Source organism: Streptomyces sp. SP18BB07, from assembly GCF_036322545.1.
Classification (GTDB): Bacteria; Actinomycetota; Actinomycetes; order Streptomycetales; family Streptomycetaceae; genus Streptomyces; species Streptomyces deccanensis.
Map to the genome: position 1 here is coordinate 220,946 of NZ_JAQYWT010000295.1, position 25,297 is coordinate 246,242.

Genomic DNA, 25,297 nt, shown 5'->3' on the forward strand with positions numbered 1-25,297 from the left:
AGGTGGGCGACCAGTTCGGCGGCCTGGACGTGAACTGGGACATCCGCGAGGGGACCTTCCCCGACGGCATGGTGGACGACATGTTCGCCGCGTTCGAGGCGTTGCTGCATCGGCTGGCCGAGGGGACCGAGCCCTGGACCGCGGTGGATCCCCAGCCGCTGCCGGAACGCCAGCGCACCCGGCGCACGGAGGTGAACGCGACCGCCGCGCCGGTGCCCGAGGGCCTGCTGCACGATCCGCTCGTCGCCCGTGCGCGCGCCTTCCCCGACCGGGTCGCGGTGATCGACACCGCGGGGACGCTGACATACGGGCAATGGCTGGGAGGGGCCGCCGCGGTGGCGACGCGCCTGAGGGCCGAGGGGTGCCGCCCCGGTGACTTCGTCGGCGTCCTCATCGACAAGTGCCGGGACCAGGCCGTCGCGGTGCTCGGGGTGCTGCTCGCCGGCGGCGTGTACGTCCCGGTCGACTCCGGCCAGCCCAGGATCCGACGCGACCGCATCCTCACCGACAGCGGCGTCGGGTTCGCCGTCGTCGCCGACGCCGCGACCGGCGAACTCCCCGAAGGCGTGCGGGCGGTGACCGTGGCCGGGCTGCGGCCCGTCCCGCTCGCCGAGATCCCCGAAGGCCCCCGCGTCGCGCCCGACGAGCTCGCCTATGTCATGCACACCTCGGGTTCGACCGGTGTGCCCAAGGGCGTGATGATCAGCCACCGCGCCGCCCTCAACACGGTGCTCGACATCAACCACCGCTTCGGCGTCGGCGCATCCGACCGCGTCCTGGGGCTGGCGGCGCTGAGCTTCGACCTGTCCGTCTACGACCTGTTCGGCCCGCCGGCCGTCGGCGCGGCCCTCGTCCTGCCGGACCCCGCGCGCCGCGGCGACCCCTCGCACTGGGCCGAGGCCGTGGCCGAGCACGGAGTGACGCTGTGGAACTCGGTGCCCGCGCAGCTCCAGATGCTGCTGCACTACCTCGACGCCGAACCCGGCGGTCCGGAGAGCCTCCGGCTGGCGCTGCTGTCGGGCGACTGGATCCCGCTGACCCTGCCCGGCCACGCCGGACGGCACCTGCCCGGCACCGAACTGATCAGCCTGGGCGGGGCGACGGAGGCGGCGATCTGGTCGATCCACCACCCCATCACGACCGTCGAACCCCACTGGCGCAGCATCCCGTACGGCATCCCTCTGGCGAACCAGCGCTTCCACGTGCTCGACTCCGCGCTGCGCGACCGGCCCGACCTGGTCGCCGGCGAGCTGTACATCGCGGGCACCGGCCTGGCGACCGGCTATCTGAACGACCCCGAGCGGACGGCGGAGCGCTTCATCCACCACCCGGAGACGAAGGAGCGGCTCTACCGCACCGGCGACCTCGGCCGCTACCTGCCGTCCGGTGAGATCGAGTTCCTCGGCCGCGCGGACCAACAGGTCAAGATCCGCGGACACCGGATCGAACTGGGCGAGATCGAGGCCGTGCTCGGCGAGCACCCGAGGGTGGGCACGTCGGTGGTCCTGGCGGCGGGCGACAGCGCCTTCGAACGGGCCCTGGTCGCCTTCGTGATCCCCCGGGCGGAGTCCGGATCCGTCGAGGCCGGGGAGCTCATCGGATGGGTGGCCGACCGGCTGCCGGCGCACATGATCCCCGCGCGCGTACGCCTCGTGGAGACGCTGCCGCTGACCCCGAACGGCAAGGTCGACCGGAAGAAGCTGCTCGCCTCCGCCCCGACACCCACCGCGCCGCGCGACGAGCCCTCCGAGCCGCCGCACCCGGGCGTCGAGCGACGGATCGCCGACCTGTGGGCCGAGGCCCTCGGGGCCGAGCCGCCGAGCCGCGAAGCGGGATTCTTCGACGCGGGCGGGGACTCGCTGCTGGCGGCCCGGTTCGTCGGGCGGGTCCGCGAACTCGTGCCCGAGGCGGCACACCTCACCTTCGACACCCTGCTCCGCGCCCTGCTGGACACCCCCACAGTCGCCGGCCTGGCCCGGTGGCTGAGGTCCGACGCCGAGGCGGCTCCGGCCACGGAGGCGGACCCGGCGGCCCGCGCCTCGTCTCTGATCCCGCTCGCCGGATCCGGGGCGGGACCGGTGCGGCTGCTGGTGCACGACGGATCGGGCACCCTGGCGCCGTACCACGCGCTCATCGCCGAACTCGGCACGCAGGCGCCCCTGTTCGGGATCGCCGTGCCCGACGGCGATCGCTGCCTCGACCTCGCCGCACCGGACCTCGTCGAGGAACTGGCCGGCGGATACGCCCGCGAGGTGCGGGCCGCCGGGTTCGACGGCGTGGAGATCATCGGTCACGGCCTCGGCGGCCCGATCGCCCTGGAGCTGGCCCGCGCCCTGAGCGAGGCCGATGTGACGGTACGGCGGCTGACCCTGGTGTCCGGCCACCGCACTCCCTCCCCGCCGCACGACGACCTCGTGGGCGACCATGCCTTCCCCCGGACGACGAGCGCCGATCCGGCGGTCCTCGCACGGATCCTCGACGCGGTGGCGCAGTACGATCCGCTGCCGTACGCGGGGGACATCACCTTCCTGCGCCCCGTCGAGCCCACGCCGGGCGTCCCCGGACCCGCGGACGACACCAGCGCGTTCTGGCGCGGGATGTGCCTGGGGGCCGTGACGGTGGTCGACGTACCGGGCGATCATTTCAGCTGCCTGCAGAGGCCTCATGTGACGGGCCTGGCGGACGCACTCACCGCGCGGCCCGCGGAGCGCCGATGACCCGCCCGATGCGCGTCGTCGTCTGCGGCACCCGTTTCGGCCAGGTGTACGCCGCGGCCCTCGCCCGCGCGCCCGAGCGCTACCGGCTCGTCGGCATCCTGGCCCGGGGCAGCGCCCGCTCCGCGGCGCTCGCCGAGGAGTACGGCGTCCCGCTGTACGACGCGGTCGGGCAACTGCCCGACGACGTCGACGCGGCCTGTGTCGTGGTGTCGACCGCGGTCGGTGGCGGGCGCGGCGCGGAACTGGCCAAGGACCTGCTCGAACGCGGCATCCATGTGCTCCAGGAGCATCCGGTCCACCCGGACGAGCTGGCGGACTGCCTGCGGGTGGCGCGCGAGTGTGGGACCCAGTACCTGCTGAACACCTTCTACCCGCACCTCGAACCGGTCCGGCGGTTCACCTCGGCCGCCCGCGAGCTGGTCCGGCTGCGCAGGCCGGTGTTCGTCGACGCCCTGTGCGCGGTGCAGGTCTCCTTCGACCTGCTCGACATCCTCGCCGGGATCTTCGACGGGCTGCGGCCCTGGTCGATCACCGGGGTCGGTGCGCGCGACGGCCGCCCGCTGGTCGGGGTGGACGCCCGGATCGCGGGTGTTCCGCTGACGCTGCGGGTGGAGAACCGGATGCAGGCGGGTGACGACAGCACCAGCCTGTTCCTGCACCGGATCACCATCGGCACCGACGCGGGCAACCTGATGCTGGCCAACACCCACGGTCCGGTGATCTGGAGCCCGGTGCTGCGCCTGCCGTCGAACCCGGAGGGGCGGTTCTTCCCGGGCCGGTCGGGATCCGCGCCGGGGTGGGCGGACGATTCCGGTCCCACCGGCGCCCATGTGGGTCCCGCCGGGACGCCCACCTGGGAGGACGCCGTCCACGACGTGTGGGGCGACGGGGTGCTGACCGTCCTGGACGAACTGCGCGGACGCGTCGAGGCGGGCGTGGACCCGCTGCACAACCAGCAGCGCCATCTGACCGTCGCCCGCGCCTGGAAGGAGCTGACCGAGGCCCTGGGCTTTCCCGAGGCCGCCGAGCCCGAATCCGGGAAGCCGCTGACCGTCGACGATCTCTGGCCGGAATCCCTGTCCCCCCGGGGCCACAGCCGAGTACAGTGATATTCGTACGCGTACGATTGGAGAGTGATGAGCGCGATCGACGCTGTTGGAGCGGGGGAGCGGCCCACGCCGACGTCGGACTTGGATTCCGTGGAGGAGCAGAGCCTGTCCAGGCTGCTGCGTCCTCATGTCCGTAAGTTCGCGGCCGTCGCCATCCTGCAGGTGATCGGCGCTCTCGCGGGACTCGCGCCCTTGCTGGCGGTCGTCGAGCTGGGCCGCACCCTGCTGGCGCCGGGCCCGATCGACGAGGGGCACGTCTGGACGGCCGTGATCCTGGGCGCGGCCGGCCTGTTCGTGCGACTGCTGTTCACCGCCGCGTCCTCGGGACTCGGCCATGTGCTGGACAGCCAGGTGCAGCTGACGTTCCGTCGGCAGCTCGCCGACCGGCTCGGCCGCGTGCCGATCGGCTGGTTCTCCCGCCGCAAGACGGGCGAGCTGGCCAAGGTGGTGGGGGAGGACGTGAGTGCCGTGCACCCGCTCATCGCCCATGCGCCCGGCGAGCTCGTCTCCGCGTTCGTGGTGCCGCTGGTGTCGCTGGTCTACCTGTTCACCATCGACTGGCGCCTCACGCTGATCACGCTGATCCCGGTGGTGATGGCCATTCTCCTGGTCCCGCTGCTGATGCTCCCCGCCAGGACGCGCGAACAGGAGGAGTTCGACGAGGCCATGGGACGGATCGCCAGCTCCGTCGTCGAGTTCGTGCAGGGCATCGCGGTGGTGAAGGCGTTCGGCGGATCCGAGCGCGCCCACGGGAAGTTCCTCACCGCCGTCGACGACTTCGTCGGGACGTTCTTCCGGTGGGTGCGCGGCATGTCCCTGGTCGCCGCCGGGATGCAGCTGGCGCTGTCCCCGCCGTTCGTGCTGCTCGTCGTCCTGATCGGCGGCACGTCCATGATCACGTCCGGCAGCCTGGCCCCGGCCGACCTGCTGCCCTTCCTGCTGCTGGGTCTGGGCCTGACGGCCCCGGTGGCGGCCCTGGGCCACGGCTTCGACGACATGCAGGCCGCCGGCCGCGCGGTCGGCCGGATCAAGGAAGTCCTCGACGTCGCGTCGCTTCCGGAGCCCGCGCATCCGGTCGCGCCCCAGGGACACCGGGTGGAACTGCGCGATGTCCGCTTCGGCTACGAAGAGGACCGCGAGGTGCTGCGCGGGGTCGACCTGGTGCTGGAGCCGGGGACCTTCACCGCGCTCGTCGGGCCGTCGGGAAGCGGGAAGTCGACCCTGGTCCAGCTGTTGCCGCGGTTCTTCGACCCGAGCCAGGGCACGGTCGCCATCGGCGGCGTCGACCTGCGCGAGATCGGCAGCCGGCAGCTCTACCGCACGGTCTCCTTCGTCTTCCAGGATGTCCGCCTGCTGCGCGCCTCGGTCGCGGACAACATCGCGCTCGCGGTGCCGCACGCCGGGCGCGACGATGTGGTGCGCGCCGCCAAGCTGGCCCACATCCACGACCGGATCCTCGACATGCCCCACGGCTACGAGACGGTGATCGGCGAGGACGTCAAGCTCTCGGGCGGTGAGGCCCAGCGAATCTCCCTCGCCCGCGCGCTGCTGGCCGACACACCCGTCCTGGTGCTCGACGAGGCGACCGCCTTCGCCGACCCGCAGACCGAACAGGCGATCCGCCAGGCCCTGGCGACCCTGGGCGGCGAGCGGACGATCCTGGTCATCGCCCATCGCCCGGAGACGATCGCCGACGCCGACACCGTCGTGATGCTGGAGAACGGGTCGATCGTCGAGCGGGGCCGCCCCGCCGAACTGCTGACCCAGGAAGGAAAGTTCGCCGAGTTCTGGCGATCCCAAGGAGGACAGCCCCGATGATTCGAACGCTGCTGCGCGTGCTCGGACCCGAGTACGCCCAGGCGATGCGCCGCACCGTGGTCCTGATGACGGTCACCGCGATGGTCGAGGGTCTTTCCTACGCGCTGCTCGTCCCGGTGCTGCGGGAACTGTTCGGCAGCACGCCGGACGACGCCGTGCCGTGGCTGATCGCGTTCGGGGCGGCGGTCGCGGTCTACGCCGTGCTGCGTTACGTCAGCGACCTCTCCGGCATGCGCGTCGGCACCAAGATGCTGCACGGCATGTACTACCGGCTGGGCGAGCACCTGGCCCGGCTGCCGATCGGCTGGTACAACGCCGGCCGGGTCGGCGAGGTCTCCGTCATGGCCAGCCGCGGCCTGCTCCAGGCGATGGGCGTCGCCGCGCACCTGCTGGCGCCGTTCATCTCCGCCCTGGTGACCCCCCTGACGATCGTCGCCGTGATGATCGCCTTCAACTGGCAGCTCGGCGTGGCCGCGTTGATCGCCGCACCCGTCGTGGCGGCGATCCAGAAGTGGACCGCGCGCTCGATGGCCGGCACCGACGCGGACCGCCACGCACGGGACAAGGAGGCATCGGACCGCGTCATCGAGTTCCTCCAGGCCCAGCCGGTGCTGCGCGCCGGCGGCCGCACCGGAGAGCGGTTCGAGCTGCTCGACGACGCGCTCCAGGAGGTCCAGCGCTCCTCCCGGCGTACCGTGCTGGCGATGCTGCCCGGCGCGGTGGGCCTGACGGTCGCGGTGCAGGTGGCCTTCACCGCGGTGCTGGCGCTGGGCACCTCCCTCGCGCTCGGCGGGAGCATCGGGGCGGCGGAGGTCCTGACGATCCTGGTGCTCGCGGCCCGCTGCGCCGATCCGCTGCTGTCGCTGTCGGACATCGGCGCGGGGCTCCGCGGCGCCCAGTCCGAGCTGGAGCGGCTCGACAAGGTCCTGAGCACCGCGCCGCTGCCGGAACCCCGTGAGCCCGTCCGGCCGGTCGACCACGACCTGGCGTTCGAGTCCGTCACCTTCCGGCACGGCGAACGCACGGTGTTCGACGAGGTGTCCTTCTCCGTGCCCCAGGGGCAGCGGCTCGCCGTGGTCGGACTGTCGGGTGCGGGCAAGAGCACTCTGCTCCAGTTGCTCGCCCGGTTCTACGACGTGGACTCCGGCGCGGTTCGCGTGGGCGGCGTGGACGTGCGCGCGATCGACACCGAGGTGCTGATGGCACAGATCGCCATCGTCTTCCAGGACGTCTATCTCTTCGACGGCACCATCGAGGAGAACGTGCGCCTCGGCCGGCCCGACGCCGACGAGGCCGACGTCCGCGCGGCGGCGACCGCGGCCCGGCTCGACGAGGTCATCGAGCGGCTGCCCGGCGGATGGGAGGCGAACGTCGGCGAGGGCGGCGCGCTGCTGTCGGGCGGTGAGCGCCAACGCGTCTCCATCGCGAGGGCGTTGCTGAAGAATGTGCCGATCGTCCTGCTGGACGAGGTGACCTCCGCCCTCGACCCGGTCAACGAGACCGCCGTCCACGAGGGCATCGAGCGCCTGATGGCCGGGCGGACCGTGGTGATGGTCGCCCACCGGATGCGGACCGTGCAGCGCGCCGACCGCGTCCTCTTCCTGGAGGGGGGCCACATCGTGGAGGAGGGCAGCCACGACGAGCTTCTCGCCCGGAGCGGCCGCTACGCCGACTTCTGGAACATTTCCATGGCACCGGCAGTGAGTGAATGAGTGGTATGCGTATCGATTCCTTGTCGGGGGGCCGGCGGGCCGGAGCATTTCGCCGGCTCGCGTCCCGCCCCTATGCCCGGGCCCGCGTGCTTCTCTTTCCGCACGGCGGTGGCAGTGCGAGTTATTACCGTTCGTGGGACCGGTCGGCACCTTGGGACATCGAATTCTTCGCCGTTCAGTACCCGGGCCGGGAGGATCGATTCGGCGAACCGGTGCCGGACGATATTCAACGGCTCGCCGCTGAACTGGCGGCCGATCTCCCGCTCGACGGGCCGCCGGTCCCGACGATTCTGTTCGGGCACAGTATGGGTGCCGTCGTCGCCTATGAGGTCGCCCGACATCTGACGGCGGCGGGGGACCCGCCGATGGGCCTGGCCGTGTCCGGTCACCCCGCCCCGGCGCTGACGCGGCCGGGCCGGATCCACCTCGGCAGCGACGAGGAGCTGATCGAGGAACTGCGCCGCACCGACGCGACGCGGCTCGAGCTCCTCGACGACGCCCCGCTCGTCCGGACGTTCCTGCCCATGATCCGGAGCGACTACCGCTTGAGCGAGACCTATCGGCTGTCGCCCGGAGTGCGCCTGCGGACTCCGGTCACGGTGCTGTACGGCGACCAGGACCCGGAGATCACAGCGGCCGAGGCCCAGGGATGGCGCGAGGTCACCGACGCCGGATGCGCGTTCCGCACCTTCGAGGGCGGGCACTTCTACCTGGACGAACACCGCGACGCGGTCGTCGGAGTCCTGGCAGCGTGCGCGCGGACGGCATCCGAGAAGATGTCGGTCCCCTGGCCGTCCGCCCCGTGAAGTCGCCGCTACCGGCCCTCCACGGTCTCCTCCGAGCGCAGCAGCCCGTCGATGATCGCCGTCAGGCCCTGGCGGTGGGTGTCACGGTCGTTGAGCTCGGCCCATCGATCGGCGACCGCCGCCAGCCGGGGGTGCGTGCCGCTCATCAGGCCGGCGACGACCTGGTCCTCGTAGGTCGGTCCGGTGGCCCGGCCGCGTCGCTGCTTGACGTTCGCACGGATGATCAGGTCGCCGACGATGGCGAACCAGATCGTCCGGTAGATGTACACGGCGTGTTCCGGCGTGTGTCCGTAGTCCACGGTCGCGCTGATCATCTCCTCGACGAACCAGAGCGCCGAGGGGGCGATGAGGTCGCCGCCGGCCACCACCTGCACGATCCACAGCCGGTCGGCGAGCAGCTCGTAGAGCATGATCGACACCGCGATCAGCCGCTCCCTTGGGTCCTCCGGCAGTTCCGGGCGCGGTATGCGCCGGGCCTGGGCCTCCATCAGCAGCAGAAGCAGCTCGTCCTTGTTGCGAACGTGGTAATAGAGCGCCATCGGCGCGCTGTCCAATTCGTTCGCCAGGCGCCGCATCGAAAGCTTTCCCGCGCCCTCGGTCTGCAGAATATGTTCCGCCGCGGCGACGATGGCGTCGAGGGACAGATGAGGTGGCCGGCCGGCGCCCTTGGCGCGGGGTTTTTCTGCGGGCATCTCATCCTCCATACGGGTGGGTCGATTCTAGCATTGCGCAGCTGTGGAAAATCCACACCGGTCGAGGTCGAACGAACGTTGTCGGGTAATGAGGCCGATGCTAGTTTGGCCGTATTCGTGCGTTCTTGCTTCATTGGAAATAGGTGCCATGGAAAAGAGGACGTGAGATGTGCGGTATAGCAGGCTGGGTGTCGTTCGAGGCCGATCTGACGCACCAGGGTGAGGTGCTCGATGCGATGACCGGGACGATGGCCTGTCGCGGGCCGGACGGCCGCGGCACCTATGTGCGTACGGAGGTCGGGCTGGGGCATCGACGCCTCGCGGTCATCGACCTGCCCGGCGGAGCGCAGCCGATGACGGTGAGCACGCCGACCGGTGACATCGTGCTGGTCTACTCCGGGGAGGTCTACAACTTCCAGGAACTGCGCGAGCGGCTCAAGGCGTTGGGCCATCCGTTCCGGACGGACAGCGACACCGAGGTCGTGCTCCGCGGCTATCTGCAGTGGGGCGAGAGCGTCGTCGACCATCTGGACGGCATGTACGCGTTCGCGGTCTGGGACGGTCGCGGTCGGCGGCTGCTCCTCGTGCGCGACCGCATGGGGATCAAGCCGCTCTTCTACTACCCGACGCCCGACGGGGTGCTGTTCGGTTCCGAGCCCAAGGCGATCCTGGCGAACCCCCTCGTACGGAAGGCGGTCGACGCCGACGGGCTGCGGGAGTTGGTCGCGCAGACCAAGACCCCGGGCTGGGCGCTGTGGAAGGGCATGCACGAGGTGGTGCCCGGCACGCTGATCAACGTCGACCGGGGTGGGCTGCGGGAGCGGACCTACTGGCGGCTGAGCGCGGTCGAGCACACCGACGACCGCGAGGGCACCGTGGCCCGGGTGCGGGAACTGCTCACCGGCATCGTCGACCGGCAGCTGATCTCCGATGTGCCCCAGGGCGTCCTGCTCTCGGGAGGTCTGGACTCCAGCGCGATCACCGGGCTGGCGGCGGAACGGCTGGGCCTGCGCGGTGAACAGGTGCGCAGCTTCTCGGTGGACTTCGTCGGCCAGGAGAAGAACTTCGTCCCGGACGAGATGCGCGAGACGTCCGACGCGCCGTTCGTCCGTGACGTCGCGGCCCATGTGGGCTCCGCGCACCGGGATGTGATGCTCGATCCGTCCGACATCTCGGATCCCGCGGTACGTCGCGCGACCGTCGGCGCCCGGGACATCCCGAACGGGTTCGGGGATCTCGACAGCTCCCTGTATCTGCTGTTCAAGGCGATCCGGGAGCACTCGACGGTGGCGTTGTCGGGCGAGTCGGCCGACGAGCTGTTCGGCGGCTATCCCTGGTTCCACCACCCGGAGGCCCTGCGCGGGGACACCTTCCCGTGGATGATGTTCATCCCGCCGATGAGTCTCGCGGCCCGGACCGATCACATCGAACCCGGCCTGCGGGCCCGGCTCGACGTGGCGGCCTACACCGCCGACCAGTTCGCGACGGCGCGCGCGCAGGTCGAGTATCTCGACGGCGAATCCGAGTTCGACCGGCTCATGCGCATGACGAGCCATATGCATCTCACGCGATTCGTCCGAGGGCTGCTGGACCGCAAGGACCGGCTGTCGATGGCGGTCGGGCTGGAGGTGCGGGTGCCCTTCTGCAGTCATGAGCTCGTCGAGTACGTCTACAACACGCCCTGGGCGATGAAGTCGTTCGACGGTCAGGAGAAGAGCCTGCTCCGCCGGGCCGCGGCGCATGTGCTGCCGCGATCGGTGCTGGAGCGGCTCAAGAGCCCGTTCCCCTCGCCCCAGAATCCGGGGTACGCCGCTCATCTGCAGCAGCAGGTGAAGGAGTTGGTGTCGGAGCCGGACGCGCAGGTGTTCGCACTGGTCGACCGTGTCTGGGCGCAGCAGATCGGGTCACAGGATCCGGCGGCCATGTCGATGGCCGTACGGTCCAACGTCGAGCGGATGCTCGACCTGCATGTCTGGCTGGAGCTGCACAGGCCCGAACTCCTGCTGGACTGAATCGACTTCGTACAACGAATCGCCGCCATGGCATCCACTGCCATGGCGGCGACCGCTCTGTGTGCCGGCCACCCCCTAGGGGATCGCCCCGGCCAGTTCCTCCGGGCGGGTCCGGAGTCCGGCCTGGCCGACGCGTACCGAGGGCTTCGGGAGGAACGGTCCGGTGAGCGCGGTCGTGAACAGCGCCATCACGACCATCATGGTGAACATCCGGCTGTCCAGGACGCCGAGGCTGACGCCGGCATTGAGGATGATCAGTTCGGTGAGGCCACGGGTATTCATCAGGATGCCGAGGGTGCCGGCCTCCCGCCACGGCATTCCGGACAGTCTCCCGACCATGGACGCGCCGATCATCTTGCCGGCGCAGGCGACGGCGATGACGGCGGCCAGTTCGATCAGATCGCGTCCGGACAACGCCCCGATATCGACATTCAGTCCGGTGACGATGAAGAAGACCGGCAGCAGCACCATGCTGATCCCCGCGAACGGCTTTCTGGCCTCTTCGCCGAACACGCCGCGATACTCGCTCGGCATGATGAATCCGAAGGCGAATGCACCGAATATCGCGTGTATCCCGATCCAGGTCGTCGCATAGGAGGACAGGAACAGCCCGGCGACGAGTGTGACCATGATCTGCGGTGTCATGCGGTCACGGCCCCAGCGGCGCATGAGGAATGACAGGAACGGGCGCACGAAGACCAGCATCGCCGTGACGTAGAGCGCGGAGAATATCACCGTCTGTGCGAGATCCCCGGCGCCACCGGACGCCGTCACGATCGCCGCGACCAGAGCGAGCAGGCACCAGGCGATGACATCGTCGATGGCCGCGCTGGCCAGTGCGAGTGCGCCGACCCGTGTTCTCAGCATTCCGTGTTCGGTCAGCATCCGGGCCAGTACGGGAAAAGCGGTGATGGACATGGCCGCACCCATGAACAGGGCGAACGCGGTGAAGGAGACCTGATCTCCGTTGACGGTGTCGTGCCGCTGGTGCAGCAGCGCCGCAAGTCCGATCGCCAGGCTGAACGGGACCACGACCGAGGTGACGGAGACCGCCGCCGCGGTACTGCCCCGGCCCTTCAGCAACTTCTTGTCGAATTCCCAACCGATGCCGAACATGAAGATGAGCAGCCCGACCTGGGCTATCGCCGACAGATACGGCCGTGCCTCGCTCGGGAAGATCTGGGAGGGGAGATCCCCGGGTAACAGGCCGAGAAGACTCGGCCCCAGGGCGATTCCGGAGATGATCTCGCCGACGACGGGCGGCTGGCGTACGTAACGGACCAGCCAACCCAGGACGGATCCGACGACGAGGATGATGGCGATATCGGCCATCGTGACGGCGATGATCAGTTCTTTGCTGCGAGAGATATCCGCCATGATCGGCCCTTCGTACGTATGAATGGGAACTCCCGAGGTTCTGCCTGGCGCGGAGCATCGCCGCACCTCAGCGGCGCACACAAAGGAACCCCGAGACATGACCGCGAGGTGATCCATACGTGGCCTCGAGGTGTCCTACATGTCAGATCCAGTGCGCTTCCTGTGCGATACGCAGCGCGTCGATGCGGTTACGCGCGCCCAGTTTCGTCACTGCGGAAAGGAGATAGTTCCGCACGGTCCCGTCGGAGATGTGCAACTGCGCCGCGATCTCGCTGAGCGGGTCACCCTGGGCTAGCCGCTCAAGTACGGAGAGTTGCCGCTGGGAAAGCGGGCAGTCGTTGTTTCCCAGCACGGCCACGGTCAACTCCGTGTCGAAGACTCTTTCTCCTTGATGTACCCGATGGACGGATTCGAAGAAGCGGTACGGGGAGGCACTCTGCTGTACCATTCCGGCGATTCCGCCGGTGAATGCCTGACGTATGACCGACCGGGTGAATGTTTCGGCGAGCAGCAGGCATCGACATCTCGGAAGGCCGGTGATCTTCTCGGCGGCGGTGATGACGTTGCCGTCCGCGCCGTCGAAGCTGAAGATCACGACATCCGGATGGTGTGTATCGGCGAACTCGATGGCATCGAGATTGCCGGCCACCGATCCGACGACCTGTATCCCCTTGCCCTGTTCGAGCAGGGCGGTGAGCGCGTAGCGGGACACATTTTTCTTGTCGGACACCAGTACGTTGATTCCCATTCCTTCTCCCCTGTTGCCGATGCTGAGGTAGAATTTCTGGACTCTCGCCGAGCACGCGCATGATTTCGGGACCGGGCCGGCTCCTTGAGCGGTCCAGCTATCACGCGAGGGGAGTGACGCGGTGTTAGGGGAATAACGTCATGGACCTTCGCGGCGGCGTCACGCCGTTTCCCGCTGAAGTGTTCTGTCCCGGACGTCAGGACTCCCCCGTCGTGACCGCCCTGAGTCCCCCGCAGTCAGACGATCAAACCGAAAACAGATACTACAATAGTCATGGGGGAAAGCAAGGGCGGGAATCATCGCCTCGGGTCGCTCTAAACGTGACTCATTAGCACCCCTTGACGCCCAGGTCGTCGCCTTTTTCTGGACAAGTGCGAAGCCGGATTCCGGAAAGTGCGGAGCTCTATCAGCGGAAACGTGGTGAAGGCGGTGCTCGGCCACGGCAGACGCCGGAAGGTTTATCCCGTACGCGTACGAATTTAAGCCAGTCAGCGAGATCGTGCCGCCGACCGGGGCGCGGCGGAGGGTGTCCACGCCACCGGACCGGCGCCCGTGCGGTGCGCCCCATCGGTGAGCGCGAGCCTTCGGGCTGAACCAGGACTGACGCCGACGGGCTGAACCAGGACTGAACCGGCACTGCGCTCCGGCTGTACCGCCGTCGCCCACAGCGAGGGGCAACGAAGCAACAGGACCCGACCAAGGGGGAAGAACCCGATGCGCAAGCCCACCATCGCGACTCTGTCCGCCCCCACCGCCCTGGCGGCCGGCGGCCGGAGGCTGGCGGCCGGGGAGCCTTCTGCATCTACTCCAGCCCGGATCAGACCGGTTCACTGCTCGTGGTGAGCCAGGGCAACTGGTCCGGCAGTGTCAGCGGCCGGTCCGTCCTCGACAACGGCCGCTCGGCCAGGATATACCCCTAGGGGGTATAGGGGAAAGGGCTGCCCGAGTGCTCCGGGTGCTCCTCGGTGCGGCCGTCGCTCCCCCTTGAGTCGGACGGGCCACCGCTACGTACTAAGCAGTTACGTGGTGGTCGACGATCGGTGAGCCGGATCTCCGGGTGCCGTGAGGGGTGGCGACGTGGCTGGACACCTTCTTGGCTGGACGCTGGTGGTGCTGGGAGCGGGGGTGGCTGTCGGGAACCTCGTGCGGCTGGCGCTGGTCAGAGGCTGGGGCCGGTACGAGGCGGGGGCCGAGGTGGTCATGGGCGGGGGGATGGCCGTCATGGCGGCGCCGCCGACCGCCACCTTGTACGGCACGTACGGCGTGTGGTGGGCGGCCGTGTTCGGACTGCTCTGTCTCGGGGGCGTGGCCCGGTCGGTACGGCATGCCGTACGCGGCGGTGTGCGGCAGGTGCGGCGCGGCGCCCATCTCGTGATCGGCAGCGCGGCCATGGTGGTGATGACCCTGGCCATGCCCGGCGCCGCCTCGGGACCGACGCTCGCCCTGGCCGGCTCCTCCGGGCACGGCCACGGGGGCACGGGCGGGACGGAGGCCGTGGGCGCCGCCCACGGTGTCGCCGAGGCCGCCGCGACCTCGGGCTCCGCGCTCGTGTGGCGGGTCGCCTTCTGGGCCCTGGCCGCCTACTTCCTGGTGTCCGTCGCCCTGGCCGTACGCGCGCGGATGCGGGAGACGGGCGGATCGTCCGCCGGGGCGGTCGCCCAAGCCCGCCACCGTCGAGCGACCCGTACCCCGGCCGTGCTGTCCGTGCCGAACGCGCGCCTGGCCGGCCACATCGGCATGGGCGGCTCGATGGCGACGATGCTGCTGATGATGACCGTCTGACGCCGGGTGGGCAGGCGACGAGGAGCGACAGCAGTGGCGGGCCAGGGGGAGCAGCGGGAAGACCGACCGGAACGCCGCGGCGGCGGCGATCACCAGATGGGGGCCGCCCGCGATGTGCGCCCGTTCGTGCGCCAGGACCGCCGTGAGTTGCTCAAGCCGACCAGATCCAGGCCGAGGAGTCCCTCGTGGGTGTGCTCGGTGGGCATGAGCAGGTGGTACGCGGTCAGGGCGGCCCCGCGGCACGCGGCAGCAGGGGAGGGGCTGCGAAGCCCACCATCACCGTGTAGCCGAGCAGGAGCGAGCCGCGTTCACGACTTCGCCTGCCGTCCCACCGCGCGCAGGGCTTTGCGCAGGGCGGCCTGCTCCTCCTCCGTCATGTTCTCGACAAAGTGGATCAGTGCGGCCGGCCGGTCCTTGCTCGCGTCCAGACCGTCCTCCATCAGCGCGGCGGCGTACGCCTCGCGGCTGCGCACGGGGGTGTAGAGCCAGGCGCGGCCCTGCTTGCCCCGGAGCAACCAGCCCTTGTTGTAGAGGATGTTGGTCACGGTCATCACCGTGGTGTAGGCGAGCGGGCGGGTCTTGTTGAGATCGTCGACGACCTCGCGCACCGTCGCCGGACGGTTCCACGTCCAGAGGCGGTCCATGATCTCCGCTTCCAGTTCCCCCAGCCGTCGCATGCCCCTGACTCCTTCCGGCTGTTGACGCGCACGCGTATACGCAGGGGCATAGTAGATGGCATGCGGGACCAAGCGATTTCCTGGCGAAGGTCACGCGTCAGGGCGTGCCGGGGGTGCCGTCCAGGGCCGAGGGCTGGGGGGCCTGAGTCGGGGTGGCCGACGGGGCGGTGGTGTCGGTGCCGCTCTCGGTGGGCGGGTCCGAGGGGGCCGGACTCGCGGGGTTCTCGGCGGGCGATGGGCTGTCGAGGGTGCGGGACGGCTGCGGGGACGGGGAGGTGCTGGTCGCGGGGGGCGGGGCGAGGGGGACCGAGGGGGGTGCGGGGGTCTGGTCCCCATTGAGGTGCGCCGGGAGGACGATGAGGACGACGACCGCGCAGGTCGCGGCGGCACCGGCCGCGGCCCGGACCAGACGGCGGCGGGCGGCGCCGCGGCGGATCGACTCGTAGCGGCCCGGCGGTGGACCGAGCCGGTCGGACGGGGGGCGCAGAAGGACGGTGAGCGGGTCGTCGGGCTCGAAGTCCGGGCCCTCGTCAGGGCGTGTGATCAAGGCTTCTCCTCAGATGGGCGCGGAGCAGTTCGCGGGCCGCGTGGAGGTCGGCCTTGACGGTTCCTTCCTTGCGTCCGGTCAGCACGGACACCTCCCGGATCGGCATGTCAGCGTAGTAGTGCAGCAGGATCGGCACACGCAGCCGTTCCGGCAGCGACTGCACGAGCAGCCGGACCGAGGGGTCGGACTGCTCGGCGTGGTCGTACGGCGGGAGCACCGCGGCCTCGGCGGTGGCCCGGTGCATCGCCTTGCGTTCGCGTTCGAGTTTGCGCCAGTGGTCCCGCACGAGGTTGGCCGCGGTGACGTAGAGGAAGCCGTGCGGCTCCGCCACGGACGTCCACCGGGCCCAGAGCCGGGTGAACGCCTCCGACGCGATCTCGTGGGCCGTCTCGTCGTCGTCGACCAGCCGACGGCACCAGCCGGCGAGGCGTGGGTAGAGGGCGGCGAACAACTCGGACGCGGCCTTCTCACGGGACCGTTTCAACGCTCTCCATGGTCGTGATGGTGCGACAAGCGGCAGGGGGGCGGGGGCGGGTGGGGTGTGGGTCACCGGACCGTGGAGCTCGGTGCGCTCAGTGTCGCGAAGACGATCACGTTGTCCCGGTACTCCTCGCCCGTGCGTGGGCCGCCGCAGGTGATGAGACGCAGCGCGGGTCGGTTCACGTTGCCGTAGACCTCGTCCGCGGGGAAGTCGGCCTTGGCGATCGTTCGTACGGAGTCGACGCCGAACTCCGCTGTCGTGCCGTTCTCCAGGCGCGCCTCGATCCGCTCGCCCCGTCGCAGCCGGGCGAGTTCGCGGAAGACGCCGTCGCCGTGGCGCCCGACCGTGACATGGCCCAGGATCACCGACGGGCCCGTCTGACCGGGCGTCGGCGAGTGCTCGTACCAGCCCGCCCTGTCGTGCTCCGTGATCGGCGGAACCTCCACCGTGCCGTCCGGGGCGAGCCCCAGTCGGATGACCGGGGTGTCGACCTCGATGGCAGGGATCAGCAGTCGCACCGGGACGGAACGGGCCAGGGGGCGCACGGTGCCACCGGTCGGGGGCGAGGACGGTGAGGACGGCGGCGGGGTCGCCTCGTCCTCGGGAGGCGCGGTCGTGGCGCGGCCGGTGCGGCTGTCGTCGCAGCTCACCAGCAGTGACGCCGCCGCCGCGACGGCGAAGGCGCGCCTGGAGAGCGGTGTCACGCCTCGTTCGCCCGCTTGCGGCGCACGAGAACGACGGCCGCGCCGCCGCCGAGGAGCAGCGCGGTGGCGCCCGTGCCCGCCAGCACCGCGCTGCCGGATCCCTCCGACTTCGGCGCCGTACCGGTGTCGGGAGCTCCGCTGGGGACGACGGAGACCTGACTCGGCACCGGGCTCGCGTCGGTGCCCGTGCCCTTGGTGGGCTCGGTTTCCGACGGGTGGTCCGTGGCGGGGGTGGACGGGGCCGGGGTCGGCGCCTGGGAGGCCTCCTGCGGTACGGCGGTCGGGCTCGTGTCGTCGGCGAGCGCGGGCAGCGCGGTCGCCAGCACGGCGGTGAAGGCGAGTGCCGTGGCACTGAGGACGGTTCGGCGCATGGGTCGCTCTCTCTGGTCGGGTCGGTCGGGCCGCCCTCCCGGCCGGGGTCGGCGGGGGACGGCTGCGTGGATCGGTTCCGTGGGCCGCGCCGCCCGGTCGGTTGCCCGGCCTGCGGCGGCTTCACGTACCGAGCGGAGAGACGAGACAGCGGGGGAACGCGTTGTAAAGAGATGGCAAAGTCGTCCGTCAGGCGAGGAACAGCAACTCAACGGCGACCACCACGTCCACGACGGCGCACCATTCGGCGAAGGTGGGCGCCACGACGCCCCGGAGTCGGCGCAGCCTGAGATGGGCCAAGTCCCATACGCCGTGGCAGAACCAGCCGGCCGCGATCAGATAGCGCCCCAGGTCCGGGTCCAGGAGCAACCCGGTGACGGCAAGGGCCCCGAACACGACCGTCCCGGCGGCCTGGACCGCGAAGACCGCCGTGCCGTGCGGAGTCGCTCCGGCCGTGCCCCGGGCCGCGCTTCGGGTCGTTTCCCGGCGCGCGTGGCGGACCGTGTGTCGGACCGCGCCCCACAGCAACACCGCCAGCGCGGTGCCGACCATGACGCCGGCCGGTGAGACGAGGTCCAGGGCCTCGAGGGCGAACGCGAACGACGCGCCCGCCGCGAGCACCGGCCAGGTCACCCGGGGCGTTCCGATCTGGTGGACGATCACGTACAGCAGGGGCAGCAGCGGCAGGAACTCGGCGTAGGCGTCGACCGTCGCGGCGGATTCGGCGGGCGTCGGGTCGGCCGACGCGCCCAGGGCCAGGCCCGGGACGGTCAGCGCGAGAGCGAGCACTGTGGGCCAGCGGCGCGACAGCGCCCGGACCGGGCTCCGCTCCGCGTAGGCGCTGGTGGAAGGCGTGGCGGACATGGCTGTTCTCCCGAGGAGTGAGGAGTGAGGAGGGATGGGGACGGGGGGAAGGAAGGCCGCGGTGGCGTGCTGCTGCAAGCCTGCTGGGGGAGAGGGGGCGTCAGTAGTGCCGTATGCGCACGTGCCTGTGTGGCGGTGTCACGTCTCGGCGTGACATCTGTCATGCGGGGCGGTTCGACCCTGCGAGGTGGGTGCCACCACGTGAGGTCGGTTCGGTACGACTGCTTGTGCGATTGCCCTGGTCCCGAGGGCCCTGGCTGCGACAATGGCCGGATGCGTGAGGGGGCGGGCGGCGAGCACGGGGTGGGGCTGACGAGCTTTCGTCGTTTCACCTGGTGGACCGTGCCGGGGACCAGCGTGTGTCTCCTGGTGCTTTTCTACGGCGAATGGCTCCTGGACCCGGATGTGCCCGTCAGACTTCGCGTCCCCGCCGCCGGGGCCCTCGTCGTCGACGTGGTGGCGAGCGCGGTGCTGCTGGGAGGGCGGCTGACGCCCCCGGCCGCCGCCGACGGCGCACCTCCCGTACGGCTGCCGAGGGTCTGGACGGCGGTCGCGGTCGCCGCCACGGTCGTGCTCGCGGTGCTGCCTCTGGCCCGGCGCAACTACGAACTGTGGGCGGTCGCGCCCGCCGTGACCGTGGCGATCTGCGCGGCCCACCTCGGCCCGCGTCACCGCCGGACACTGATCGTCGGCGCGGTGCTGCTCGCCCTGTTGCCGGGCGGTGCGGTCAGTCTGGCCGCGGGGGACGGGGAGTTGGCGCACGCCGCGCTCTTCCCGGCCGGGCTCGTCGCCTTCACCGTGTGGATGGTGCTGGGCCCGCTGTGGGCGTGGAACATCGCCGGACGACTGGACCGGGCGCGCCGGCTGGAGGCCGAGTCGGCGGTCAAGGACGAACGGCTCCGGTTCGCCGCCGACCTGCACGACATCCAGGGCCACCACCTCCAAGTCATCGCGTTGAAGAGCGAGTTGGCCGCCAGGCTGGTGGAGCGGGACCCTGCGAGGGCCGCCGCCGAGATGCGCGAGGTACGGCAGTTGTCGGCGGACGCCCTGCGGGACACCCGGGCCGTGGTGCGGGGCTACCGCCGTACGACGCTCGACGACGAGATCGCCAACGCCGGGAAGGTGCTGGCCGCCGCCGGTATCGACGCCCGTACGGCCCTCGAACCGGCCTCCCTCCCGGCCGACCTGACCGACACCGGACGGCATCTCCTCGGGCTGGTCATGCGGGAGGCCACCACCAACGTGCTGCGCCACAGCCGGGCCCGGTACGCCGAGGTCGACTGCCGTGTCGTCGACGGCCGGGTCCGGCTGCGCATGACCAACGACGGCGCCGACGGGCAGCCCGCCGGCACGGACGGTACAGGGCTCACCGCGCTCGACGAGCGACTACGGGCGGCCCAGGGCGAGTTGACGTGGCACCTCGACGGTGACCGCTTCGAGGTGACGGCCTCGCTGCCGCTCGGACCCGGGAGCGAGCGGAGCGAGCCGGGCTCACGGGACGCACACGACGGCGCGAGCGAGCCGCACGCAGGGGATCCGCACCACCACGCGAGCGAGCCGCGCGGACGGGATCCGCGCGACCGGACGAAGGGAGCGGCGCGATGATCCGGCTGCTCATCGCCGACGACGAGGACCTCCTCAGGAGCGCCCTGGCCGCCCTGCTGGCGCTGGAGGACGACCTGACGGTCGTCGCCGAGGCCGCCACGTCCACCGAGGCGGTGCGGCTGGCCCGCGAGTTCCGCCCGGACATCGCGGTGCTCGACCTGGAGATGCCGCCGACGGACGGGCTGCGCGCCGCCGAGGAGATCGGGGCCGAACTGCCCACCCGCGTCGTGCTGGTGACCCGGCACGCCCGCCCGGCGGTGTTGCGCAGGGCGCTCTCCGCCGGGGTGCGCGGCTTCGTGCCCAAGACCACCCCGGCCGCCCGGCTGGCGGAGATCATCCGCGATGTGGCCGCCGGCCGCCGCTACGTCGACCCCGACATCGCCGCGTCCGCCCTCACCGAGGACGACTGCCCGCTCAGCGACCGCGAGCTGCAGGTGCTGCGCGCGGCCCGCACCGGCGCCTCGGTCGCCGAGATCGCCGCCGAGGTCCACCTGGCCCAGGGCACCGTCCGCAACTACCTCTCGGCCGCGATGGCCAAGCTGGGCGCCCCCACCCGGCACGCGGCGGCGCACCACGCGTGGCAGCAGGGCTGGATCTGAGCGCCAGGGCGCCCGGTTCCGCCGAGCGGCGCGCCGAACCGGGACCCGCTCAGTACACGTCCCGCACGTACCGCTTCTCCGTGGCCAGCTGCTTCACGTACGCGGCTGCCTCGTCCTCGGTCATCGCGCCGTGGGTGACCGCGATGTCCCGCAGGGCCCGGTCGACGTCCTTCGCCATCCGGGAGGCGTCGCCGCACACGTAGAAACGGGCGCCGTCCCGCAGCCAGTGCCACAGCTCGGGTCCGTGTTCGCGCATCCGGTCCTGGACGTAGACCTTGGCGCGCTGGTCGCGGGAGAAGGCGGTGTCCAACCTGCTGAGCACACCCGACTCCTGAAGCTCCGTCAGCTCGTCCTGGTAGTAGAAGTCCGTCGCCCGGTGCTGTTCCCCGAAGAACAGCCAGTTGGGCGCCCGGTGGCCGAGGGCCCGCCGTTCCTGGAGGAAGCCGATGAAGGGCGCGACGCCGGTGCCGGGACCGACCATGATCATGGGGGTCACCGGGTCGGCCGGCGGCCGGAAGTGCGGCGAGCGCTGGACGAAGACCGGCACCTCCAGGTCCGCCTCGCCGTCCGCGAGGAAGGGGGAGCAGACCCCGCCGCGCGGGCGCCCGCGCAGGTTCTCGTACCGCACGACCGACACCGTCAGGGAGATGTGGTGCGGGTCGACGAGCGGGCTCGACGAGATCGAGTACAGGCGGGGCTGGAGCTTCCTGAAGACGCCGGCCCACTCCTGGGCGGAGGCCCGCACGGCGAACTCGGTGACCACGTCGACGGCCTGCCGCCCCCATGACCACTGGGCCAGCCCGTCCTTGTTGTCCGGACGCATGAGCTTCTTCAACTCCCGGTTGTCCCGGGTGCGTTCGGCGACGAAGCGGAGCAGGTCCGATGTGATCCGGGTGATGTCGAAGTGCCGGTGCAGTGCCTCGGCGAAGGGCACCTCGCCCAGTCCGTCCACGGTGACGGGGGTCGAGCCGTCCAGACCGGTCACCGCCAGCCACTCCGCGACCAGGTCGAGGGAGTTGACCGGATGCACGCCGAGCGCGTCGCCCGCCTCGTAGGACAGTCCCGTCCCGCTGGTGTCGAAGGTGAACCGGCGCACCTCCTTGCCCGCTCCCGGCAGGCTCAGCAGCCGGTTGCCGACCAGTCGGGCGGCGGCGGGCGCGGGCCTCGCGGAGCGGGGGGCGGGGGGTGCGGACGGGGCGGCGGGCGAGGTGACCGGGGGCGCGGTGAGCGTGGCGGAGCCCTGCGGTGTCGTTCCGGGGGCCGTGGGAAGGCCTCCGCCGTCGCCGCCCTCGCCGCCGTCCGTCCCGGTGCCGAGCGCGGTGATGACCTGGCCCAGCCAGGCGTCCGCCGACGGTTCGTAGTCCGGCTCGCAGTCCGTACGCGGGGCCAGACGTACCGCGCCCAACTCGTCGAGCCGGGCGTCCAGTCGGCGGCCGTGGCCGCAGAAGTCGTCGTACGAGGAGTCCCCGAAGGCCAGCACGGCGTAGCGCACCCCGTCCAGGCGGGGGGCCTCCTGCCGGGACAGCGCGTCCCAGAACCCGGAGCCGTTGTCGGGCGCGTCGCCGTCCCCGAAGGTGCTGGTGATCAGCAACAGGTCGGCGCCGCGCGGCAGTCGGTCCGGGGCTGCCTCGTCCATCCCGACGAGCGTCGCCCGGTGCCCCGCCGCCCCCAGATGCTGGGCGGTCGCCATGGCGAACTCCTCCGCCGTCCCGGTCTGTGAGGCCCACAGCACGACGACCTCACGTCCCGCCGGTGCGACGGGGGCGGGGGGCGCGGCCGGTGCCGCCGACCGCGAGTACATCCCGGCGAGCACGCCGTTCACCCACATCGCGTGCTCGGGCGCGAAGGGCGCGTCCGCCGGCAGCACGGGCACCCCCTGCACCCCGGACCCGAGCCCGGCGAGGAACCCGGTGAGGTACTGCCGCTCCTGGGCGGAGAGGACGGGCGGTGGCGAGGGTTCGAGCCCGAACGGGTTGGCACCGAGGGCGACCTGAGTCGGCACGGTGACCGACGCCGGCACGGGAAGTGGGGACGCCGGTCCGGAGGCTGTCGTCGGGGCCGTCGTCGGCGTCCCCGCGGGTTCGCTCCCGGCCGGCGCCGGGACCCTCGCCGGTGCCGCCACCTTCGCCAGGGACACCGCGCACACCTTCAACTCCGGCTGGAAGGACAGCGGATCCACCGCGTCGCTCGTCACCGCGTTGATGCTCAGATACTCCCCGAACAGGTCGTTCCAGTGGAACGGCGCGAACACGCACCCGGGCATCACCCGGTCGGAGACCACCGCCGGGAGGACCGCGCGCCCCCGCCGCGAGGCGACCTCCACCGAGTCACCGTCCTGGACGCCCAGTTCACGCGCGTCCCGCGGATGCACCTCCACGAACGGCCCGGGGTTCAGCTTGTTGAGCTTGGCGACCCTGCCGGTCTTCGTCAGCGTGTGCCACTGGTGCTGCAACCGCCCGGTGTTGAGCACGAACGGGTAGTCGTCGTCCGGCATCTCGGCCGCCGGCAGGTGCGGTCGGGCATGGAACACGGCCCGGCCACTGGCCGTCGGGAAGAGCAGCCCCCGGCCCGCCGCCCCGTCGACGCCCGCCGCGGCGTCGTCGCTCGCCTCACCGTCGCCCACCACGTAGCGGATCGGATTGCGTGCCGGCCCGTCCTCCGAAGCCGCGGGCCACTGCACGGACCCCGACCGCAGCCGGTCGTACGTCACCCCACGCAGATCCCACCCGGTCTTCGGGTTCCACGCCCGCTTGATCTCCTCGAAGACCTGCTCGGCGCTGTCGTACGAGAACCCCTTCTCGAAGCCCATCTCCCGGGCGACGGCCGCGATGATCCGCCAGTCGGCCATCGCCTCGCCGGGCGGGTCGGCGGCGGGCGCGGCCAGCGTGAGGTTGCGCTCGCTGTTGATGAGCACGCCCTCGGACTCGGTCCACAGCGCACCGGGCAGTACGACGTCGGCGTACGCGTTGGTCTCGGTGTCCGCGAAGACGTCCTGGGTGACGACGAACTCCGCGGCCTCCAGCCCCTCGATGACGGTCCTGCGGTTGGCGACCGAGGCGACCGGGTTGGTGCAGATGATCCAGCAGGCCTTGATCTCCCCGTCGGCCATCTTCTGGAACATCTCGACCGTGCCCTTGCCGACGCCGTCCGCGCGCAGGGAGTCCGGCGCCAGCCCCCACAGCTCCTCGACGAACGCCCGCTCCTCCGCCACGAGCACGGACCGCTGACCGGGCAGCCCCGGCCCCATGTAGCCCATCTCGCGCCCGCCCATGGCGTTGGGCTGGCCGGTGAGCGAGAACGGGCCGCTGCCGGGGCGGCAGATGGCGCCGGTCGCCAGATGCAGATTGACGAGCGCGTTGGTGTTCCAGGTGCCGTGTGTGGACTGGTTGAGCCCCATGGTCCAGCAGCTCGTCCACTCGGCGGCCTCGCCGATCAGCCGGGCGGCCGCCCGGATGTCGTCCGCCGGAATGCCGGTGATCTCGGCGACGGCGTCCGGCGCGTAGTCGGCGAGGAAGTCGGGCATCGCCTCCCAGCCCTCGGTGTGGGCGGCGATGAAGTCCGGATCGGTGTGCCCGTTCGCGTGCAGCAGGTGCAGCAGGCCGTTGAGGAGGGCGAGGTCGGTCCCCGGGCGGATCCGCAGGAACAGATCGGCCTTCTCCGCCGTCGCCGTGCGGCGCGGGTCGACGACGATCAGTTTCGCGCCCGCCTTGACCCGGTCCATCATCCGCAGGAACAGGATCGGATGGCAGTCCGCCATGTTCGAGCCGATGACGAGGAAGACGTCCGCCCGATCGAGATCCTCGTAGGAGCCGGGCGGGCCGTCGGCGCCCAGCGACAGCTTGTAGCCGGTGCCGGCACTCGCCATGCACAGCCGGGAGTTCGACTCGATCTGGTTGGTGCGGATGAAGCCCTTGGCCAGCTTGTTCGCGAGGTACTGGGCCTCCAGGCTCATCTGGCCGGAGACGTAGAAGGCGAACGCGTCGGGCCCGTGCTCGTCGATGATCGCGCGCAGCCGCCGGGCGGTCTCGGTGATCGCGTCGGAGACGGGCGCGGGCACGGGTTCGTCGCCCCGGTCGTCCCGGACGAGGGCGGTGGTGAGGCGGCCGGGCGCGGCGAGCAGGTCGGCGGTGGTCGCGCCCTTGGTGCAGAGGCGGCCGAAGTTCGCCGGGTGAGACTTGTCGCCGGATGCCTTCAGGACCGTGCGGCGGCCGTCGGGACCCATCCCGACGTCCAGGAGCATGCCGCAGCCGACACCGCAGTACGAGCACACGGTCCGCACCTGGGTGGTGGTGCTCTGCGGGCCCTGTGCGGCCACGGCGGCCCCTCTCTGTCGGCGTCCGGGGTCTCCGGTCGGTCGTCCGTGCGGTCGTCCGGTCGGTCCACCGGTCGCGGTCGCGGTCGCTGTCGCTGTCGGTGCGGCGGTCGGCGCTGTCCGGCGTGACAGCCGTTCGCTGTCCGGCGCGGTGGCCGGTCGCCGTCCGGTACGGCAGCCGGTCGCCGTCCGATACGGCAGTCGGTCACCGTTCGATACGGCAGCCGGTCGGCTTCCGCTCAGCTGGCGGATCGTCGCCCGGCAGGCTCGATCGTACGAATTGCCCGTTACGCCTGTGTCACATGATCCGATCATGAGGCGTTACGCCCGCCACACAGGGCCGCGCAAGGGGCTGTGAGGGCGGGT

The 25,297-nt window shown here is 71.0% G+C and carries 18 protein-coding genes and 2 pseudogenes; 10 read left to right on the forward strand and 10 right to left on the reverse strand.

All coding sequences use genetic code 11. The features are described 5' to 3' along the window. Positions 1–257: 257 nt before the first annotated feature. From PUR53_RS48190 to PUR53_RS17325, 6 genes and pseudogenes are all read left to right on the forward strand, one after another. Positions 258–1,673, forward strand: a pseudogene (locus PUR53_RS48190) (amino acid adenylation domain-containing protein); the annotation flags it as partial. A gap of 114 nt (positions 1,674–1,787) precedes the next feature. Further along, a pseudogene (locus PUR53_RS48195) lies at positions 1,788–2,717 on the forward strand (thioesterase domain-containing protein); the annotation flags it as partial. Next, the gene (locus PUR53_RS17310; protein WP_329900293.1) at positions 2,714–3,826 is read left to right on the forward strand and encodes a Gfo/Idh/MocA family oxidoreductase; all 1,113 of its coding nucleotides are present in this window, start codon (positions 2,714–2,716) and stop codon (positions 3,824–3,826) included. The pseudogene PUR53_RS48195 and the gene PUR53_RS17310, both read left to right, overlap by 4 nt. Positions 3,827–3,853: 27 nt before the next feature. Next, positions 3,854–5,644, forward strand: coding sequence for an ABC transporter ATP-binding protein (locus PUR53_RS17315; RefSeq protein ID WP_329908796.1), 1,791 nt, complete (start codon positions 3,854–3,856; stop codon positions 5,642–5,644). Further along, positions 5,641–7,356 (forward strand): ABC transporter ATP-binding protein, encoded by a 1,716-nt coding sequence (locus PUR53_RS17320; RefSeq protein WP_329900295.1) that lies wholly within the window; start codon positions 5,641–5,643, stop codon positions 7,354–7,356. Before PUR53_RS17315 ends, PUR53_RS17320 begins: the two co-directional genes overlap by 4 nt. 5 nt (positions 7,357–7,361) lie before the next feature. Then, positions 7,362–8,162, forward strand: coding sequence for a thioesterase II family protein (locus PUR53_RS17325; protein ID WP_329908797.1), 801 nt, complete (start codon positions 7,362–7,364; stop codon positions 8,160–8,162). An 8-nt stretch (positions 8,163–8,170) separates the two neighbouring features. Here the strand turns inward: PUR53_RS17325 and PUR53_RS17330 are convergent, their stop codons facing one another. Continuing rightward, entirely contained in the window at positions 8,171–8,854 is a 684-nt protein-coding gene (locus PUR53_RS17330) for a TetR/AcrR family transcriptional regulator (RefSeq protein WP_329900297.1), read from the reverse strand. A 167-nt stretch (positions 8,855–9,021) separates the two neighbouring features. On the opposite strand from PUR53_RS17330, the gene asnB reads away from it, so the two are divergent. Further along, positions 9,022–10,866: an asparagine synthase (glutamine-hydrolyzing) gene (asnB, locus tag PUR53_RS17335; protein ID WP_329900298.1), complete on the forward strand. Its 1,845-nt coding sequence runs from the start codon at positions 9,022–9,024 to the stop codon at positions 10,864–10,866. A 75-nt stretch (positions 10,867–10,941) separates the two neighbouring features. Here the strand turns inward: asnB and PUR53_RS17340 are convergent, their stop codons facing one another. Together PUR53_RS17340 and PUR53_RS17345 are read right to left on the reverse strand one after the other, a co-directional pair. Continuing rightward, the gene (locus PUR53_RS17340; protein ID WP_329908799.1) at positions 10,942–12,360 is read right to left on the reverse strand and encodes a cation:proton antiporter; all 1,419 of its coding nucleotides are present in this window, start codon (positions 12,358–12,360) and stop codon (positions 10,942–10,944) included. Positions 12,361–12,385: 25 nt separating this feature from the next. Further along, complete coding sequence (locus tag PUR53_RS17345) at positions 12,386–12,991, reverse strand: response regulator transcription factor (protein ID WP_329900300.1); 606 nt, start codon at positions 12,989–12,991, stop codon at positions 12,386–12,388. Between the two features lie 1,077 nt (positions 12,992–14,068). On the opposite strand from PUR53_RS17345, the gene PUR53_RS17350 reads away from it, so the two are divergent. Next, on the forward strand, positions 14,069–14,773 hold the full coding sequence (locus tag PUR53_RS17350; protein WP_329908800.1) for a DUF5134 domain-containing protein: 705 nt from the start codon (positions 14,069–14,071) through the stop codon (positions 14,771–14,773). A 308-nt stretch (positions 14,774–15,081) separates the two neighbouring features. Here PUR53_RS17350 and PUR53_RS17355 read toward each other — a convergent pair whose 3' ends face one another. From PUR53_RS17355 to PUR53_RS17380, 6 genes are all read right to left on the reverse strand, one after another. Next, positions 15,082–15,450, reverse strand: a complete 369-nt coding sequence (locus PUR53_RS17355; RefSeq protein ID WP_329900303.1) for a BlaI/MecI/CopY family transcriptional regulator — start codon at positions 15,448–15,450, stop codon at positions 15,082–15,084. A gap of 97 nt (positions 15,451–15,547) precedes the next feature. Further along, complete coding sequence (locus PUR53_RS17360) at positions 15,548–15,997, reverse strand: hypothetical protein (RefSeq protein WP_329900304.1); 450 nt, start codon at positions 15,995–15,997, stop codon at positions 15,548–15,550. Beyond that, positions 15,981–16,481, reverse strand: coding sequence for an RNA polymerase sigma factor (locus PUR53_RS17365; RefSeq protein ID WP_329900305.1), 501 nt, complete (start codon positions 16,479–16,481; stop codon positions 15,981–15,983). Before PUR53_RS17365 ends, PUR53_RS17360 begins: the two co-directional genes overlap by 17 nt. A 62-nt stretch (positions 16,482–16,543) precedes the next feature. Beyond that, positions 16,544–17,182 carry a class F sortase gene (locus tag PUR53_RS17370; RefSeq protein WP_329900306.1) on the reverse strand — a complete coding sequence of 213 codons (639 nt, stop codon included), beginning with the start codon at positions 17,180–17,182 and terminating at the stop codon, positions 16,544–16,546. After that, positions 17,179–17,553, reverse strand: coding sequence for a sortase-dependent protein (locus PUR53_RS17375; protein WP_329900307.1), 375 nt, complete (start codon positions 17,551–17,553; stop codon positions 17,179–17,181). Before PUR53_RS17375 ends, PUR53_RS17370 begins: the two co-directional genes overlap by 4 nt. A gap of 187 nt (positions 17,554–17,740) precedes the next feature. Beyond that, positions 17,741–18,415: a DUF6010 family protein gene (locus tag PUR53_RS17380; protein WP_329900308.1), complete on the reverse strand. Its 675-nt coding sequence runs from the start codon at positions 18,413–18,415 to the stop codon at positions 17,741–17,743. Between the two features lie 273 nt (positions 18,416–18,688). On the opposite strand from PUR53_RS17380, the gene PUR53_RS17385 reads away from it, so the two are divergent. Both PUR53_RS17385 and PUR53_RS17390 read left to right on the forward strand, forming a co-directional pair. Next, positions 18,689–20,020, forward strand: coding sequence for a sensor histidine kinase (locus PUR53_RS17385; protein ID WP_329908802.1), 1,332 nt, complete (start codon positions 18,689–18,691; stop codon positions 20,018–20,020). Beyond that, complete coding sequence (locus PUR53_RS17390; RefSeq protein WP_329900310.1) at positions 20,017–20,619, forward strand: response regulator transcription factor; 603 nt, start codon at positions 20,017–20,019, stop codon at positions 20,617–20,619. Before PUR53_RS17385 ends, PUR53_RS17390 begins: the two co-directional genes overlap by 4 nt. 49 nt (positions 20,620–20,668) lie before the next feature. Here the strand turns inward: PUR53_RS17390 and PUR53_RS17395 are convergent, their stop codons facing one another. Continuing rightward, the gene (locus tag PUR53_RS17395) at positions 20,669–24,934 is read right to left on the reverse strand and encodes a bifunctional nitrate reductase/sulfite reductase flavoprotein subunit alpha (RefSeq protein WP_329908803.1); all 4,266 of its coding nucleotides are present in this window, start codon (positions 24,932–24,934) and stop codon (positions 20,669–20,671) included. Positions 24,935–25,297 lie beyond the last annotated feature (363 nt).